A 15,116-nucleotide genomic window follows, 5' to 3' on the forward strand; every position below is an offset into this window, starting at 1 on the left:
GAAATCCGTACTTTTTAAGAGTGCTTTATAATAAACTTCATCCTCTTCAGTCTCAACACAAGTATTTTAATATGTCAGAACAAATTATTCAGCCAAGTACCCTTTATATCGTCGCAACTCCTATTGGCAACTTAGCTGACATCAGTAAACGCGCACTTCACGTGCTAGAAAATGTTGATGTAATTGCTTGTGAAGATACTCGACATACTCAGCGCTTATTATCGGCATACAGTATTAAAAATAGAACAATGTCGATGCATGACCATAATGAGCGACAACGCCAAGAACAAATAGCTAAATTATTGCAAGAAGGGAAAAGTGTTGCTTTAGTGTCTGATGCTGGAACGCCATTAATCAGTGACCCTGGTTTTCACCTTGTTCGCCATTGTCGTCAACTTGGTTTAGCGGTTTCACCGATTCCAGGTGCTTGTGCTGCTATTTCTGCTTTATCAGCTGCTGGGTTGCCAACTGATAGATTTACCTTTGAAGGCTTTTTACCCTCTAAATCAGGTGCGAGACAAGCCACATTGAATGATCTTGCGAGTGAAACACGTACTATGGTGTTTTATGATGCGCCGCGTCGTGCAATTGATACCGTTGAAGATATTGTTAAAGTACTCGGTGGCGAGCGTTATGTTGTAATGGCACGTGAACTAACCAAAACTTTTGAAACTGTTCATTCAGATACTGCTGAAAACTTATTAGCTTGGTTACAGGAAGATCCTAATCAACTTAAAGGTGAAATGGTGCTAATTATTGAAGGCCATAAAGTTGACCCAAATAAAATTCCCGCCAATGTTGTTGCAACATTGAAATTATTATTATCTGAAATGAAGCCTAAAAAAGCATGTGCAATAGCAGCCGAAATTTATGGCGTAAAGAAGAATGCTCTATATGAATACGCACTTGCTATGAAAACTACGTTATAACTCAATAGACTTTATTGTGTAATTACTTATTTCTTGACCTATATTTTTTATTGCAATAAAGCTTTCTCTATTTTTTAGTTTTTGTAGGTAAGCATATGTTTGTGGCTGATATGACTTAGCTAAGCCCAGTAACTCCCCTAGATACAGAGCGTATCCAATGGAAATATCAGCCATCGTGAATTTATTTGCTACTAAGTAAGTGTGATGCTCTAAATGTATATTTAGACGTTTTAATCGAGCTAAATACCAAATGGCATAATCTTTGACAACCTGTGGCTGTCGACGCTCTAGTTTTTCAAACTGGCCATATCGTAATATTAATGTTTGCGGAAATGTTAGAGTTGCATCGCTACTAAATAGCCAATTTAGATACGCACCATAATCTTTGTGTGTTGTTGCTACGGTCAAATTTATTTTTTGATAGCGCTCAGCAAGATAAAGCAGCATAGCGCTTGACTCGGTTAGCGTTGTCTCATCATCTTTTAAAAAGGGAACGGTGCCTAATGGGTTGGTCTCTAAATATGATCGTTCTAAAATTCGTGGTGGGAATGGTAATGAGTGAAGGCGATACTTAAGCTTCATTTCTTCTAATGCCCATAATACACGAAGTGAGCGAGTATTGTGGCAATGCCATAGTTCGATCATAAGTAAGCCAGCTTAGTTTTTGAGATTACTATATCAGCAGAGTGCTATTAGCGATATTTATTTTAGACCTAAACAAAAATATGGGGTAGAATGCGCGCCGAGTTGACGAGACAATCGCTGCTTCATCGTTGTGCCTTCGGGTAGACAGATGGGGGGGAGGAAAGTCCGGGCTCCAATGAGCAGGGTGCCAGGTAACGCCTGGGCGGCGTGAGCCGACGACAAGTGCAGCAGAGAGAAGACCGCCGATGGTTACTTTTTCGAAAGTTTCACAGGTAAGGCTGAAAGGGTGCGGTAAGAGCGCACCGGATTGCTGGTAACAGTAATTGCAGGGTAAACTCCACCCGGAGCAAGACCAAATAGGGTTTCATGACTATTTAAGCGCAAGTTTGAATAGTATAAGCGTGGCTCGCGTGGAAACCGGGTAGGTTGCTTGAGCTATAGAGCGATTTATAGCCTAGACGAATGATTGTCACTTTTCTTAGGAAAAGCTACAAAACCCGGCTTATGCGTCAATCTCACCAATTTTAGACACCGCTTGATTATTGAAAGGTAATCAAGCGGTTTTCTAAAATTATTTCTAATCATATTGTTACAATCAATAAATGGTGTATCTTTGACTACACCATCTTAAATTTTTCATCCAAGTTACTTAACCGGTAAGTGATAAACGTCGAAAAAATATTTATAATAAGAAAGTTTATTGCATGTTATCGATGTTAAAAAATAATCTCGACAACATCTATTTGTTCAAAGTTGGTTTAATTACCAAACTGTATTTAAAAGGTTTTACATGGCAGCTACCGCACACGCACTTCATATTCTCGTTAAGCATAAAGAAATTGCCGAAGATATTATTAAGCAGTTAGGCAAAGGAGCCAAGTTTCAAACTTTAGCTAAAAAACACTCAACATGCCCGTCTGGCAAAAAGGGTGGTGATTTAGGTGAATTTAAACGAGGGCAAATGGTTCCTCAATTCGATAAAGTCGCATTTAGTGGCGCAATATTAGAGCCTCACTTAGTTAAAACTAAATTTGGTTGGCATATCATCAAGGTGCTTTACCGTACCTAATTTACAAGCACTATGATGGTAAATTAGGTGTTTGTAAAAATTTCAGGCTTTATTTCTAAGCATGTTTTAAACTGATAATTGTCTCTTTTGTTTACCGTTCACACAATTAAATGGTGTTACGTTAGAGCTGTTAACCTCGCTGTAATTTTCGCTTACCTAGTTAAGTTGTTGATTCAACTTAATATCAAATACTCATTACCCGTAATCCAGACAGATGAATAATAAAATAAATTCAGGGTTGCTGTCACAATTCAGAGCTTGTACATTAAGTAAATAAACACTTAACTAAGGACAGTTTCTTGAAAATAACATCGCTTTTTTTACTCTTCTTTATGGCTATAAATAGCTATGCCGCTACCATTGAAAACAACGTGAATCATTCGTTAAAAGGGGTAAATAAAATACTCATTTTTAATGGTGATGGTAATGTCAATATTACGGCCAAAAAAGGAATTAAGTCGCTTCAGGGGAATTACACTATTGCTATGTCTGGCAGTACATCATTAGTCAATAAGCATATTGAAAATGAGATGACGATCTATAGCAAAATAGACAAAAATAAACTGACACTGAAATTTGGTTATGACGCACAAACTAAAAAATCACAGAAAAAGGCAATTACTAATATCAACCTAATTGTTCCTGATGACATCTTTATCGATTTACGTAGTAATAATGGTGATATTTCTCTATCGAACCTAACGAAAGGCGCACGCATAATTGATAAGAAAGGGCATATTAGTATTACCAATGTTAGCGGATTCATGAGCATAAATGATGGCAGTGGTGATATCACCATTCAAGATACAAAAAGTAAATTAAAAGTTAACGACACAAAAGGCTCCATCATTATTAAAAACCATGATGGTGATTTAATTATAAATGATAAAAGTGGTGTTATTACGTTAAGTGATACCGACGGTAAAATTAAAATTTCTGATGGCAGCGGAAATATCAAAATAAAGCGTCATATTGGCTTTATTAAAGTGACTGATAAAAAAGGGCATATTGAAATTGATGAAAGTCGTGGCAACATAAAAATAAAATCTAAATCAGGGGAAATTGAACTAACTAATATAGAAGGAGATGTAAAAATTCTAACAAAAAATCAGTCAGATATTATAACGAAGAATGTCTCTGGAGAAATTACTCACAGCAAATAACTTGAAAGGTAAGGATGTTTACCTGAGATAATTTTTTACTCACATTAAAATTTAAAGGAATAAAAATGAAAAAAATAATAATAACAGTCTCTATATTATTCATGAGCTTTATGGCTAGTGCAGAACAAGCACTATCAAAAGATTTAATTCTTAAATACTTCAGCGTTACTGACCAACTTGAAATACTCGATCTTGATAATTCCTCCATGTTGGAAGAAATAAGTGATGTCATGCTACTTGATAGAGAAGAAGCAATACGTATTGTCGAATCACTAGACGAGTATCCACAAATAAAGTCTATTACTGATTCTGCAGGCTTTACAAATTTTGAAAACTTTCTTGATATTGGTTATAGAGTTATCGGTAGTATGTATGCTGTTCAATTAAAGCAAAACCCAGAATTGATGCAAATTCAAAATTTCACTGCCGCCATTGAAAGTCAGATCGATTCAATGAAAAAAAGAAATATGCCCAAAGAGGTCATAGATGAAATGGAAAGAGAAGTAGCAAGCCAAAAAAATGCTATAGAATCTATGAGTAAAGCGGCTAAAGATGCATCAAGTGTCGATATAACATATGTTGAAAATAACTTTGAATGGTTGATGAGTATTCTACCCGGATACGATGAGTAGTTATTCATATCAACTTTCTAAGTATTTTAGTTTTAATATACGAGCATTAATTTATATGTCTTTGTTATCGTTCCAGCTACTATTCTTTTAGCTAAATATAGGTCTGTAAAAATAGGCCTATACTCTTATTTTTACAGTTATAAGCTTGGTGCTAATGATCAACCATTAAGTAACTAGAGCGCTAAATAAGTAGTATTTACTCAACATTATTTTCTCTAATTAGCCAAAATTCAGGTTAACTAATGATTGAAAAAACTCTCCTAGCCGCTAGCGGTAAAATTAACCAAGTTAAGCCAACAAGTGCTAAAGAGTTTTGCTCACTTACTGCATCGTAAGTGTAAGTAATTTCTACTTTCCCCCATGCTCCAGCAGAGTTTTTATTTCTAAAATCATTAGCGCCGGTAATCGAGGCATTATTGAAAACGTTGAACACATCTGCAGAGAATGCAAAGTCAATACTAGGCTTGTTGGTAAAAGCGGCTAAATCATCACCAGAAAATAACAACGAGTTGATAGCAACGTCTTTAGTGGCCGCAGAATAAGAAAATTTTTCGTTTAAAGCTAAAGTGTAAGTACCCATTTTAGAACTTTCTCCACTCCAAATCATGTCGAAAGCATTGCCTAATCGATGTTCCGTGCCAAATGATGTGGTGATCTTCCAAGCTTTTGACAGTCTAATGTCTAAAGCGGCGCGAGCATGATTATCGGTCAGATTTTGAATTGTCCCAAGGCTGCTTATTTGGCTGTATAAGCTGATGCTTACGCCTGTAAGCTTGCCTAATGAAGCATCAAAACTTTTTAACGATAGCGTTTGATTTAGGTTTTTAATATCGACGCTTTCAGCGCTTCCTTGAATGCCAAACTCCATGTTCTGGGTTTTACTGGCCGCAAATGCTGTCGAACTGGCTAAAATCATTATTAAGCCTAATAGCGTCTTTTTCATGCCAAGGTCCTCTATCATAAATGCAGGAGATTAAATATTTTTAATGATTAACTCCTAAGATAATATGGAACAGATCAGCTGAATAACTATATTTTATGGATGTTTTAATTATTCGGCATCTGTTATTGAACATAATGCAATAACAAAGAGACTTCAGCCATTACAGGTTATTACAAGTGGCTCTAATTGATTTTATATGTTTTTAGTTAGGGAGGTATTTAAAGAATTAAGCTACTGAGGTTGGTTAAGTGGATGGCTGATTAAATATGCCCATCTTAATAAAGTAGCTGCGCCAATTACTCCAAATAGCAGCAATTTTTTCTTTGTGGTAGCCGTTATGGGTATTTAATTTTTGCTTAGCTATTTCAATATCTCTGCCATTAACTAAATCTTTCATAAATAAGTACTGGCCGTAGTTTAGATCTATTAACCCTAAACGATAATTACGTCGAATGATCAAACCATAACTCACTTCGGGTAGAGGAAGTTCTGGTTGTTTCTCGTCATTAAAGGCACGGTAGTAATCGAAAATAGCATGTTTATGGCAAAACAGTTTTAGTATGGGTACTAAGCTTAACTGGCTGTCTAGGGTATTTATATTAGCTTGCGTTTGTTCATGGTCTAATGGGCTATTAGCGACTTCTAAATCAAATAACAAGTTTAGACTATATTCAAAGTCGGCAAGTTCAATCATAAAATCAGGCCAATCTTCTTTCACTTCATCTTGAGCATCAGGGCGAGTTTGGCCTAAGAATAAGCTAAAATTATCACCCAAATTATTTAAGCTGTAGTGCTTAGACGGATAAGTATGCAAATATTGGCGAACAAATAAATGAAATATATCATCGCCCAAAGCAAACTTTAATGCACTAAATTGACTCGCCATACATTGCTGCAGCCTTAGAACATAACTACGTTGGTAAACACTCACGTGTGCCTTGGCTGTCATTTTTATTGATGAATTTATCTCAGTGTTAATAAACTCTTGATGTTTTTGGTATAGCTGCGGACTTAATATAACTTGTTGCATCTCATGTTGTAACACCGATAGCGCATTGTTCTTGGTGACTAAGGCCGTATTATTTTTAGCGATTAGGCTATTATTTTTCGGGCTCATTTTTCCACCTGAGTGTGGTGGAAGCGGTTTTGTTTATGCACGATAAAATCAATCGGATTTGATATCGCAGATGATTCAGCTGCCGCTGACTGAGAGCAACGGCTTGTTGAAAAAAACTCATCAGGCAATGTCGTCATAAACTGCTTAGCTTTTAACAGTTCTTGGTGATAAACCTCAAAAGTAGGAATGTTACCATCCCATTCTAAGCTAGTTGCACAGCCCTTTGTAAGTTGCCACGCTAAATTGAACAATTGCCAAACTGCAGGAGTCACCTGACTATCGTGAGTATCAACAATATGATCTCCACAATGTTGATGCCCTGCTAAATGCATTTGCACTATCGCATGATGTGGTAACGACTTGATATAAGTAACAGGGTCAAAGTCATTATTAAACGCAGAGACATAAACATTGTTAACATCTAGCAACATACCGCAACCAGTATCACTAATTAAGGCACTAAAAAATTCCCATTCAGGAATGGTTGATTGTGTAAAACTTAAATAGCTACTTGGATTTTCTAATACTAAAGGTTGTTGCAGAATATCTTGTACTTGGTGCACGCGATTAATGACATGGGCCAAAGACTCCTCAGTTAGTGGCAAAGGTAATAAATCATGAGTATTTAGGCTCATAGCGCCTGTCCAGCATAGATGGTCGCTAACCCATGCAGGTTTAATTTCGTCAATCAGTTGCTTAAGTTTAGTCAAATAATTGAGATCTAGAGCGTCGGTACTACCAATAGATAAAGACACGCCATGCATAACAATTGGATAATGCTCAGCTATTTGACGCAGAATATGACGTGGCCTGCCACCCGAGTCGATAAAGTTTTCAGAAATAATTTCAAACCAGTCAACTTCAGGTTTATGCTGCAAAATAGTATTAAAGTGCTGACTGCGCAAGCCAAGGCCTAGCCCTAAATTGGCTTTGGCCTTTTTAATTTGCGAGGCTGATTGAAGGGGCGCATTAGTCATAGCAATAGTATTGCGCATGGCTAATCTTTGTCATCACAAGCACAATTTTTCAGGGTCTTGGGCAGTTCATCTCGGCTGCGATCGACCAGTTCTTGAGTGTTTTCTGCTGGGCTATTAAAGCCAAATGAACAAGATTTATCACCAGAATTTCCACAAGAATCGTATTCGCCAAAAGACGATAGCCAAGCTTGCGGCGGTCCTGCTGAAAAAGGGGCCTCGGCAACGTTACGTCGTGCTTTTTTCATCCGTTGTTCAAACAATTCTCTAGCCAATAGCCATACGCTTTTATCTTTGTTTGCGCCAAGGGTACTAAAACGCTCAGCCTGAATAGGCGTAGCACAACTACCTTGCCACGAGCAATCATTTGCTCCTGGTTTACATTGCTCCGCGCCATCACCAAATAAGCCACAGCCGCCTTGGCCTGCGCAATTATTCAATGTATGACAAACATGGGTTTCAGTTGCGCAATAACCAGCGCCAGCACAACTATTACTACCAAATCTATCATGACCTTTACAGGCATTTAACCCCATACAAGCATGCAGCTCTAAAGGTGCTTTAATATCCGCAGTATCGCTTGATGGTGGCGTAACTGGTTGGCTACCACAACCATTACTTAAAGGTTTATCTTTTAATGTCGACATACACTTGTCCTCTAATAATTAGCTGGTCTTACGCCATTAATGGTGTGTTGGATTTTTCAAGAAAACCTGCTTGTGAAACATCGGGCAAATCATGAATGCGCTGTTCAATATAAGCTATGCCTTTATAAGCACCTACTGCTTGGTTGAATAACGCAATAATTTGCGTTTTCGGACTTGATGCCGAACTAAATTGATACTCTTCATAAGTTGCGGTTGCTGCGTACTGTTTTCCGTCAGCGCCTAAATAGGTAAAGTTAGTCATTTCGCCGCATAACGAGCTCAGGATCCATAGCATCGTCTTATGAATGCCAAACATAAAAATTTCAAACTGTGTATGTTCATCGGCGTGATAACAGCCTTGAGACATAATAAAAAGGTAGCTGTATACCGCATTCGTTAATGTAGAAACTGATGCTATGGCGGGTGGGTAATCAGTGGTATTAGCATTATCTTTAATATTGTGAATAAAATATTTATCCACTTGCATCTCGTCACCAAATTGCTTTTTAAACGCTAGAGTGATTGCTTTTAGCTCATCTTGTAATTGTTTAAATTTATAATAGTGAGCCAATTCATTATGTGATTTATCATCAAAGTCACAATCGGCTCCTTCGCCTTGTTCAACAATAGTCTCTAAAGCCTTAAGTGCGCTAGCTTGGTCAACAACATGGATTAAATTTCCGGCATCAGCTGAATTTTCATAAACCGGTTTATGCTCTTTGTTATAATAAATAGTGTCGATATTATTTTGTGCATAATAGCCGCGATCTGGAATAAGTTGCGCACGATCTGCATGATAGTCCTTGTCATCACGATAATGATCTCGAATACAATCTTCTATACCTTGGTAAAACTCCCCTATCGTGTAATACGGAATAGCACCAACCTTTACTGTACGTGCTTTAAGACGTTCAGGGCTTTCTATTTTCAAAAATGTTGCTAATTGCTCATGGCTTAATTTTGCGCGATTAATAGCAAAAGGTGGCTCGTGGCCCGCCAAATAAGCTGGCCATACACTAGGTGATTTACCGATTAATTCTGGGTCGCCAAACATCGCTTGTTTCACATTGGCAGCGAGCGACATATGTAGCATTTCTTCTACTAGTACGCTCATCACATTAGCACCGGCTTTATTGGCAAAAACCATTATTTTGGCTGAGAATTCTTGCGCTTGAGTTGCTGCTTGTTGTTCGGTTAAACCTTGTGCTAAAAGCCGCTCGGTAAATTCTGCGGTAAGTGCGGGCTGTTTTGGTGTTCGGTTAATCGAGTAATAGGTGGATAAATAGGTCGGTAGCGTGGCAATTTCTATCTCTATTGCCTGTTGTAACGCTTCTTTCATATTGTCAGGCGTTATATCAGTGATGCCACTTTTTAAAAAATGAGTTTGCATTTTCACATCCTTATCGTCAATCATCAGTGTCTGTGGTGATTATTATTACAAGGTTATTGCTATCTTAACTTTTCTCTTACCTTGTACCTTATTGCATTATTATCACGGTTAACTGTTAAATTTTTATTGTTAAATACAACAAAACAATAGGCATAAACAGCCAGTAAAAATATTACACAGCATTACAACTAAAACGGAATTTCAACGTAAATACTCAGCTGTAGCGCAACTACTCGTTAAAGGTTAAAAAAAGCCAAGGCAAAAAAGTTGCAAAATAGTGACGTTTTGGATCACACTAGGATAATTAGTCGAGCAGTTATTTGCTCAGTTGAATTCGAGAGCATTTTTTATCATAAATACTGCGACAATATGCAATGTATTAATGTTCGAAATATCGAGATAAGGAAACGCGATGGCCGTTTTAATGAATAAGAAAACTCAGCAAAATTGTTTATTACAATCGCATCATAGTTTTGGGCGACTGAAAAGTTCAGTGAATACATTTATTTCTGATGTTTATATTTCTAAAATCCATGCCTTTATTGAATGGAATGACGAACATTGGCTTTTACGTGATGTGAGTAGTAATGGTACTTGGGTCAATGGCAACCGATTATTGGGCGATAAAGTTGTACAGCTTCATACAGGTGATGTTATCGCTTTTGCTAGTAAGTCGGGTTACACCTTTGAAGTGTTAGATGTCAATCCACCTTGTGATTGTTTAGTGCCAGTTGAGCATAACAGTGAAGCTATTGAACTTGATTATTTTCATTTAATACCGAGCAAAAAGTCACATAATATGGTGTTAAGCTATAACAATAAAACCTATTCTTGGTGGCAAGAAGTCCTTGACGATAACCTGAGCAAGTCAGTAAGCGCTAATGAACTTAACGACCAAGAATGCTTAGATATAGACGGTTTAACATGGCAGTTGCAAATAAATCGCACCATTGCTGATACCCAATTACTCAGGCCTAATGTCGCATCGCTTGATGAATTAACCTTTCTTTTTCAAACCAGTCAAGATGAAGAAAGCACCCATGTTTTTATGCAAAATGGTGAAGAAAGCATTGATTTATTAGTCCGTAGTCATCATTACCTTACGCTTTGCTTGGCACGACAACGCGCTAAAGATATGCAAGAAAACCTCGATGAAAGCGAGCAAGGCTGGGTATACGCTGAATTATTAGCGAAAGATTTAGGGCTAGAAGCGAACCACTTAAATATTCAAATTTATCGTATTCGTAAACAATTTGTTGATGCCCTCAATAATGCCTGTGAATCGAGTAATATTATTGAACGTAATGCTGGCAAGTTGCGTTTAGCGAGTAAGTTTTTTCGAGTCATTAAAGGTGACAGCCTTGAGTGTGATACTAGCCAATTTACTAAAAATATGCCGGATCAAAGAGCTAGTGATGAAGCTCACCAGCGCCAATATGCTAATCAGCATTAGTCATTAAGCTATTAAACCATTAAGTAAAAGAGCATAGCAATGCACTACGTATGCTCTGTGGGTTGTTATGTTGAAAGTGCTGTTTAATAAAAAACAGCGCTTAAAAGTAAGCTAATTACTTAAAAAGGCAACTATTTAAAATCGGTGAATCACTTCAAATGAATGTACCGTTTTAACTTATCACAATAACTTTTGGATCACACATCAGTACTTCACCGGTTAAGGTATCATAAACCCAAACTTCAAAATAAACATCTTGGTCTTGCTCTGTAGCACCTGCGTCAATCTTAACTTTCATTTTACGTTTTTTAACTTTATCAAAGCTGACCAATTGCGGTTGGTCCGCGCTTACCCAACGAAACTGATAGCGCTTTTTAAGGTCAGGATGAAATTCAAAGGCAATAAGTTGTTCGCCGGCATCGGCTTGCACTTCATGGCTTTCAGGGGTATAGCGATATTGGTAGTTTACGCCATATTCTACTGGAATAGCTTCTGCTGGAGCGACTTGGTCGGGCGCCCATAAGTTAAGGTAAAAGGTTTTTACCGCTTGTTTTGAACTGCTTCCTTGCTGTTGAGTCAGTGCGTTATTGCTGGTAGTGATATCTACTGGGGTATTGGCATAACTTATTTGGCTTAAACTAAAAATGCTTAATGCTAATAATGATTTTGCTAAGAAGTGCTTTTTTATGGGGCGTTTTTGCATAGTGCTATTTCTCATGGTGCTTCCTTTATAAACATTTGCCTTTAACGGCTTTCCTTTAATTGAATTGCAATACTCGTGTTTGCAATATTGGCTAACTTTAGTCATTTCACTCCGTTATTCTGCTAAAACACTGCTATCAGTAGTTCCCTTAAGCCGTACCTTCAAGCTATGACGCACAACACTGATGCTGCCGTGCAAAACAATTGTCATGAAAATGACATGAAATGATGATAAAAAAGCATCAAATTTTTGTCGTTAGCGATAATAGATTACCTGCGATATTCTTATAATTCAATTGCTTATTGCTTATTGCTTATTGCTTATTGCTTGTTTTGGGGGATTTAGTGGCTAAAAATTAACTTGCTAGTGGCTTTTTCGGCAGCTCTATTACGTCAGTTTTTCTTACTTACTCAATTAGGCTAGGTTAATATCCGTAAACTCATATTTGAAGCCTAACATCAGTAACTTATCGACATATTGTTATAGTCATGTGATGATTAACCTTATTAGCAAGGTATGCTAAAAACATTATAGGCAATAATCAATTGATGTAATGATTAGGTAAGTAACAGTAATAAGAAAAAGAAAAAGTAATAATAAGAAAAACTAAAACCCACACGAGTAAAAGCCAAGTATGGCATTAAGCTGATATGGATGTTTTTACCGCAAAAAATTAAGTGAAGTAGACCGCTAAGTGACACAAAACAACGAAGTAAGCCAAGCAGACCATACCAATCACGACAACGATACCATTGCGATGTCGATAGCTGATACTCAGTTTAGCCAGCAGGTTTTTCTTTCTGAAGATGAACAAGCCGCGCAATTGAAAAAAAGCAGTATGGCGCACTTTAAAATTATCGATATTTTAGGTAAAGGCGGCATGGGCGCGGTGTATAAGGCGAAAGATTTAGCCTTAGAGCGTTTTGTTGCCATTAAAATGTTACGGGTTAGCCAAGCACAGCAGCCGCTTATATTGGCGGAAGCAAAAACCATTTCACAGCTTAATCACCCTAATATCGTTACTGTACATGATATTGCCCGCGATGGTGATGCTAGCTTTATTGTTATGGAATGGATTAACGGCAAACCGTTGAATGCTGTTATTCCATCGACAGGCTTAGCGCTTAATATTGCTGTTGATTATGCCAAACAAATGGCAATGGCACTGGATTGTGCTCACCAACAGCATATTATTCATCGCGATATTAAGCCGCAAAATATTATGGTTGATGTTAACGGGCGAGTAAAAATTCTCGACTTTGGCATTGCCGGACTTATCGGCTCAGCGCCATCAGCAGAGCCTTTAGTAGAAAAAGAGCCTTTAACAGAACAAGCGCCATCAGTAGATTTAGCCGAAGCAGAGGCAAGTATTATTGTCGGTTCGCCGCAATATATGTCGCCAGAGCAAATTCAGGGGCATGGTAGCGATGCCCGCTCTGACTTGTTTTCTTTTGGCATTGTTTTATATGAAATGCTAACGGGCGTTAAACCTTTTTTGGGTTTGAATTTAGCGCAAATTAGGCAGGCGATCAGCACAGGGCAATATACGCCGTTAACCGAATTTGACGCGGAACGAAAAACGAAACAACAAGCAAAACTGCCAAGCGAATTAATTGCTGTGGTCGACAAATTACTGGCGAGCACGCCATCAGCGCGCTACCAAAGTGCGACTGAACTTGTAAAAGACATTGCGGTAATCGATGACGCGATAAACCAGAAAAAAAATTGGTGGCAGCAACAGCATTGGCTAACGAAAACTTTACTAGTACTCCCTGTTATCGCGGTGTTAGCTTGGAATGTTCGTAGCACGTTATTTCCGCCGAGCACCCAAGAGTTGATTGCCCGGCAATTAATTGAGTCGAAAAAAATTGCCTTTTTACCGTTTGATAACATTAGTGGCGATCCAGTGTTACAAATATTCAGTGATGGTGTGGCGACCATGCTCAGTAGTGATTTAGCGGAAGTCGGTTACCAGCAAGGTGACGGTAGCACTTGGGTATTGCCAACTAGCGAAATTAGCAAGCTTGAAGACCCGAGCGTGGCAGGAATTTACAACAAATATGGTGTCGATTTTATTATCACTGGCAGCATTCAACATATGGGCTCTACCCGTAGCATTCATTTAAGTTTAGTGAATGGCGCTGATGGTCGGCAATTGAAATCACAGCAACTGACTATTGACGCCAATAACTTATTTGCTGCACAAACTCAAATTCGAAAACAGGTGATGACTTTACTGGGTTGGCAAATACCTACAGAATTAACAGCAAAGTTCGCCCAACAAAAGCCCGACTTTGATGGTGCTTATAAGCATTATTTACAAGGGCAAGGTTATTTATACCGTTTTGATCATAAAGATAATATTAGTAAAGCGCTTGAATCTTTTAGTGCAGCGATTTCGATAGATTCTAATTATGGTGATGCCTATGTTGGTTTGGCGGAAGCGCAATTACGTAGTTTTATTACCACCAAAGATGTACGCTTATTAGCACTTATGGTTAAAACGGTTGAACAATTAATATTGGTCGCAAGTGAGCATCCGCTGCTCAGCTATTTGCAAGGAGAACTTAGGTTTAATCAAGGGGAGTATGCCGATGCCATTGAATTATTCAGTAAAAGCATTGATTTACAGCCGAGTTTTTTGAAAGCTTATACTGGGCTTTCATATGCATATGTAAAGTTAGGTGACTTTGCCAAAGCAGAACAAATTTTATTAAAGGCCTATGAAATTATGCCTAATAATAACACTATATTGACCGATTTAGGTGTTTTTCATTTTGAAAATGGCGACTATCACAGAGCAATAGTTTTTTTTGAATTATTAGCTCAACAAGCACCTAATAATTACATAGCCTATTTAAATATTAGCGCTTGTCATTATCTTAATGGTGATTTTAAAAAAGCAATTTTAGCGGCTAAAAAAGCAGTAAAAGTTAAACCTGATTATATTGCTTATTCAAACCTTGGCACTTCCTATTTCATTTTGAAAAATTATGATAAAGCGGTTGAAGCTTTTGAAAGTATGATCGCCTTAAACAATCATGATTATATGAGTTGGGGCAATTTAGCCGATGCTTATCGTTTTGCTAATAATGATAAATATGAAGAATCATTTAGACATGCAATAATGCTGGCAGAGCAAGCACTTGGGCTTAATATCAATGATAAAGCAGCGATTGCCTCTTTAGCGTATTATCATGCCAATATAGGTAATAGCGATAAAGTACATTTTTATGCTCAACAAATTAATGAAAATGATCTTGGTGAAAATCAGTTTTCTGTTGCTGCTGCTTATGCTCAATTAAATCTCAATTCAGCAGCAATGAAATACTTAACTTTTGCGATTAAAAATAACTATTCCATTGCCGAAATATCAAACTCACCATTATTTAATAATTTAGAAAGTGAATCCAAGTATCAACAATTAATGAGTACAACCATAGAATAGCTT

At 37.6% G+C, this 15,116-nt stretch carries 13 protein-coding genes and 1 other RNA gene; 7 read left to right on the forward strand and 7 right to left on the reverse strand.

Going from position 1 to position 15,116, the window contains the following annotated elements:
* Positions 1-71 precede the first annotated feature (71 nt).
* Positions 72-929 carry a 16S rRNA (cytidine(1402)-2'-O)-methyltransferase gene (gene rsmI, locus B7C41_RS10225; RefSeq protein ID WP_085298837.1) on the forward strand — a complete coding sequence of 286 codons (858 nt, stop codon included), beginning with the start codon at positions 72-74 and terminating at the stop codon, positions 927-929.
* On the opposite strand, the gene B7C41_RS10230 is transcribed toward rsmI, so the two are convergent.
* Positions 924-1,574 carry a glutathione S-transferase family protein gene (locus B7C41_RS10230; RefSeq protein ID WP_235839685.1) on the reverse strand — a complete coding sequence of 217 codons (651 nt, stop codon included), beginning with the start codon at positions 1,572-1,574 and terminating at the stop codon, positions 924-926. The two genes, rsmI and B7C41_RS10230, sit on opposite strands and share 6 nt — an antisense overlap.
* A 98-nt stretch (positions 1,575-1,672) precedes the next feature.
* Between B7C41_RS10230 and rnpB the strand changes: the two genes are divergently transcribed.
* The 4 genes from rnpB (at position 1,673) to B7C41_RS10250 (ending at position 4,438) form a co-directional block, all read left to right on the forward strand.
* Positions 1,673-2,096, forward strand: an RNA gene (rnpB, locus tag B7C41_RS10235) — RNase P RNA component class A.
* Positions 2,097-2,364: 268 nt separating this feature from the next.
* Positions 2,365-2,643, forward strand: coding sequence for a peptidylprolyl isomerase PpiC (gene ppiC / locus B7C41_RS10240; protein ID WP_085298838.1), 279 nt, complete (start codon positions 2,365-2,367; stop codon positions 2,641-2,643).
* Between the two features lie 299 nt (positions 2,644-2,942).
* Complete coding sequence (locus B7C41_RS10245; RefSeq protein WP_085298839.1) at positions 2,943-3,806, forward strand: DUF4097 family beta strand repeat-containing protein; 864 nt, start codon at positions 2,943-2,945, stop codon at positions 3,804-3,806.
* A gap of 65 nt (positions 3,807-3,871) precedes the next feature.
* Positions 3,872-4,438 carry a hypothetical protein gene (locus B7C41_RS10250; RefSeq protein WP_085298840.1) on the forward strand — a complete coding sequence of 189 codons (567 nt, stop codon included), beginning with the start codon at positions 3,872-3,874 and terminating at the stop codon, positions 4,436-4,438.
* A gap of 235 nt (positions 4,439-4,673) precedes the next feature.
* On the opposite strand, the gene B7C41_RS10255 is transcribed toward B7C41_RS10250, so the two are convergent.
* The 5 genes from B7C41_RS10255 to B7C41_RS10275 all read right to left on the reverse strand — a co-directional run bounded on the left by B7C41_RS10255 (position 4,674) and on the right by B7C41_RS10275 (position 9,509).
* Positions 4,674-5,381: a choice-of-anchor E domain-containing protein gene (locus B7C41_RS10255; RefSeq protein WP_158089113.1), complete on the reverse strand. Its 708-nt coding sequence runs from the start codon at positions 5,379-5,381 to the stop codon at positions 4,674-4,676.
* 244 nt (positions 5,382-5,625) lie between these two features.
* A complete protein-coding gene (locus B7C41_RS10260) occupies positions 5,626-6,498 on the reverse strand; it encodes an HvfC/BufC N-terminal domain-containing protein (RefSeq protein ID WP_085298842.1) in 873 nt (290 codons plus the stop codon).
* The gene (bufB, locus tag B7C41_RS10265) at positions 6,495-7,493 is read right to left on the reverse strand and encodes an MNIO family bufferin maturase (protein WP_235839686.1); all 999 of its coding nucleotides are present in this window, start codon (positions 7,491-7,493) and stop codon (positions 6,495-6,497) included. The genes B7C41_RS10260 and bufB overlap by 4 nt, the downstream gene beginning before the upstream one ends.
* Before the next feature lie 2 nt (positions 7,494-7,495).
* A complete protein-coding gene (locus B7C41_RS10270) occupies positions 7,496-8,119 on the reverse strand; it encodes a hypothetical protein (RefSeq protein ID WP_085298843.1) in 624 nt (207 codons plus the stop codon).
* Between the two features lie 28 nt (positions 8,120-8,147).
* Positions 8,148-9,509, reverse strand: a complete 1,362-nt coding sequence (locus B7C41_RS10275; RefSeq protein ID WP_158089114.1) for a ferritin-like domain-containing protein — start codon at positions 9,507-9,509, stop codon at positions 8,148-8,150.
* A gap of 412 nt (positions 9,510-9,921) precedes the next feature.
* Here B7C41_RS10275 and B7C41_RS10280 point away from each other — a divergent pair, with 412 nt between their 5' ends.
* Complete coding sequence (locus tag B7C41_RS10280) at positions 9,922-10,962, forward strand: FHA domain-containing protein (RefSeq protein ID WP_085298845.1); 1,041 nt, start codon at positions 9,922-9,924, stop codon at positions 10,960-10,962.
* A gap of 172 nt (positions 10,963-11,134) precedes the next feature.
* Here B7C41_RS10280 and B7C41_RS10285 read toward each other — a convergent pair whose 3' ends face one another.
* Complete coding sequence (locus B7C41_RS10285) at positions 11,135-11,680, reverse strand: hypothetical protein (protein WP_085298846.1); 546 nt, start codon at positions 11,678-11,680, stop codon at positions 11,135-11,137.
* A gap of 679 nt (positions 11,681-12,359) precedes the next feature.
* Here B7C41_RS10285 and B7C41_RS10290 point away from each other — a divergent pair.
* Positions 12,360-15,113, forward strand: a complete 2,754-nt coding sequence (locus B7C41_RS10290; RefSeq protein ID WP_085298847.1) for a serine/threonine-protein kinase — start codon at positions 12,360-12,362, stop codon at positions 15,111-15,113.
* Positions 15,114-15,116: the final 3 nt, after the last annotated feature.

The organism is Cognaticolwellia mytili, from assembly GCF_002104475.1.
Lineage (GTDB): Bacteria > Pseudomonadota > Gammaproteobacteria > Enterobacterales > Alteromonadaceae > Cognaticolwellia > Cognaticolwellia mytili.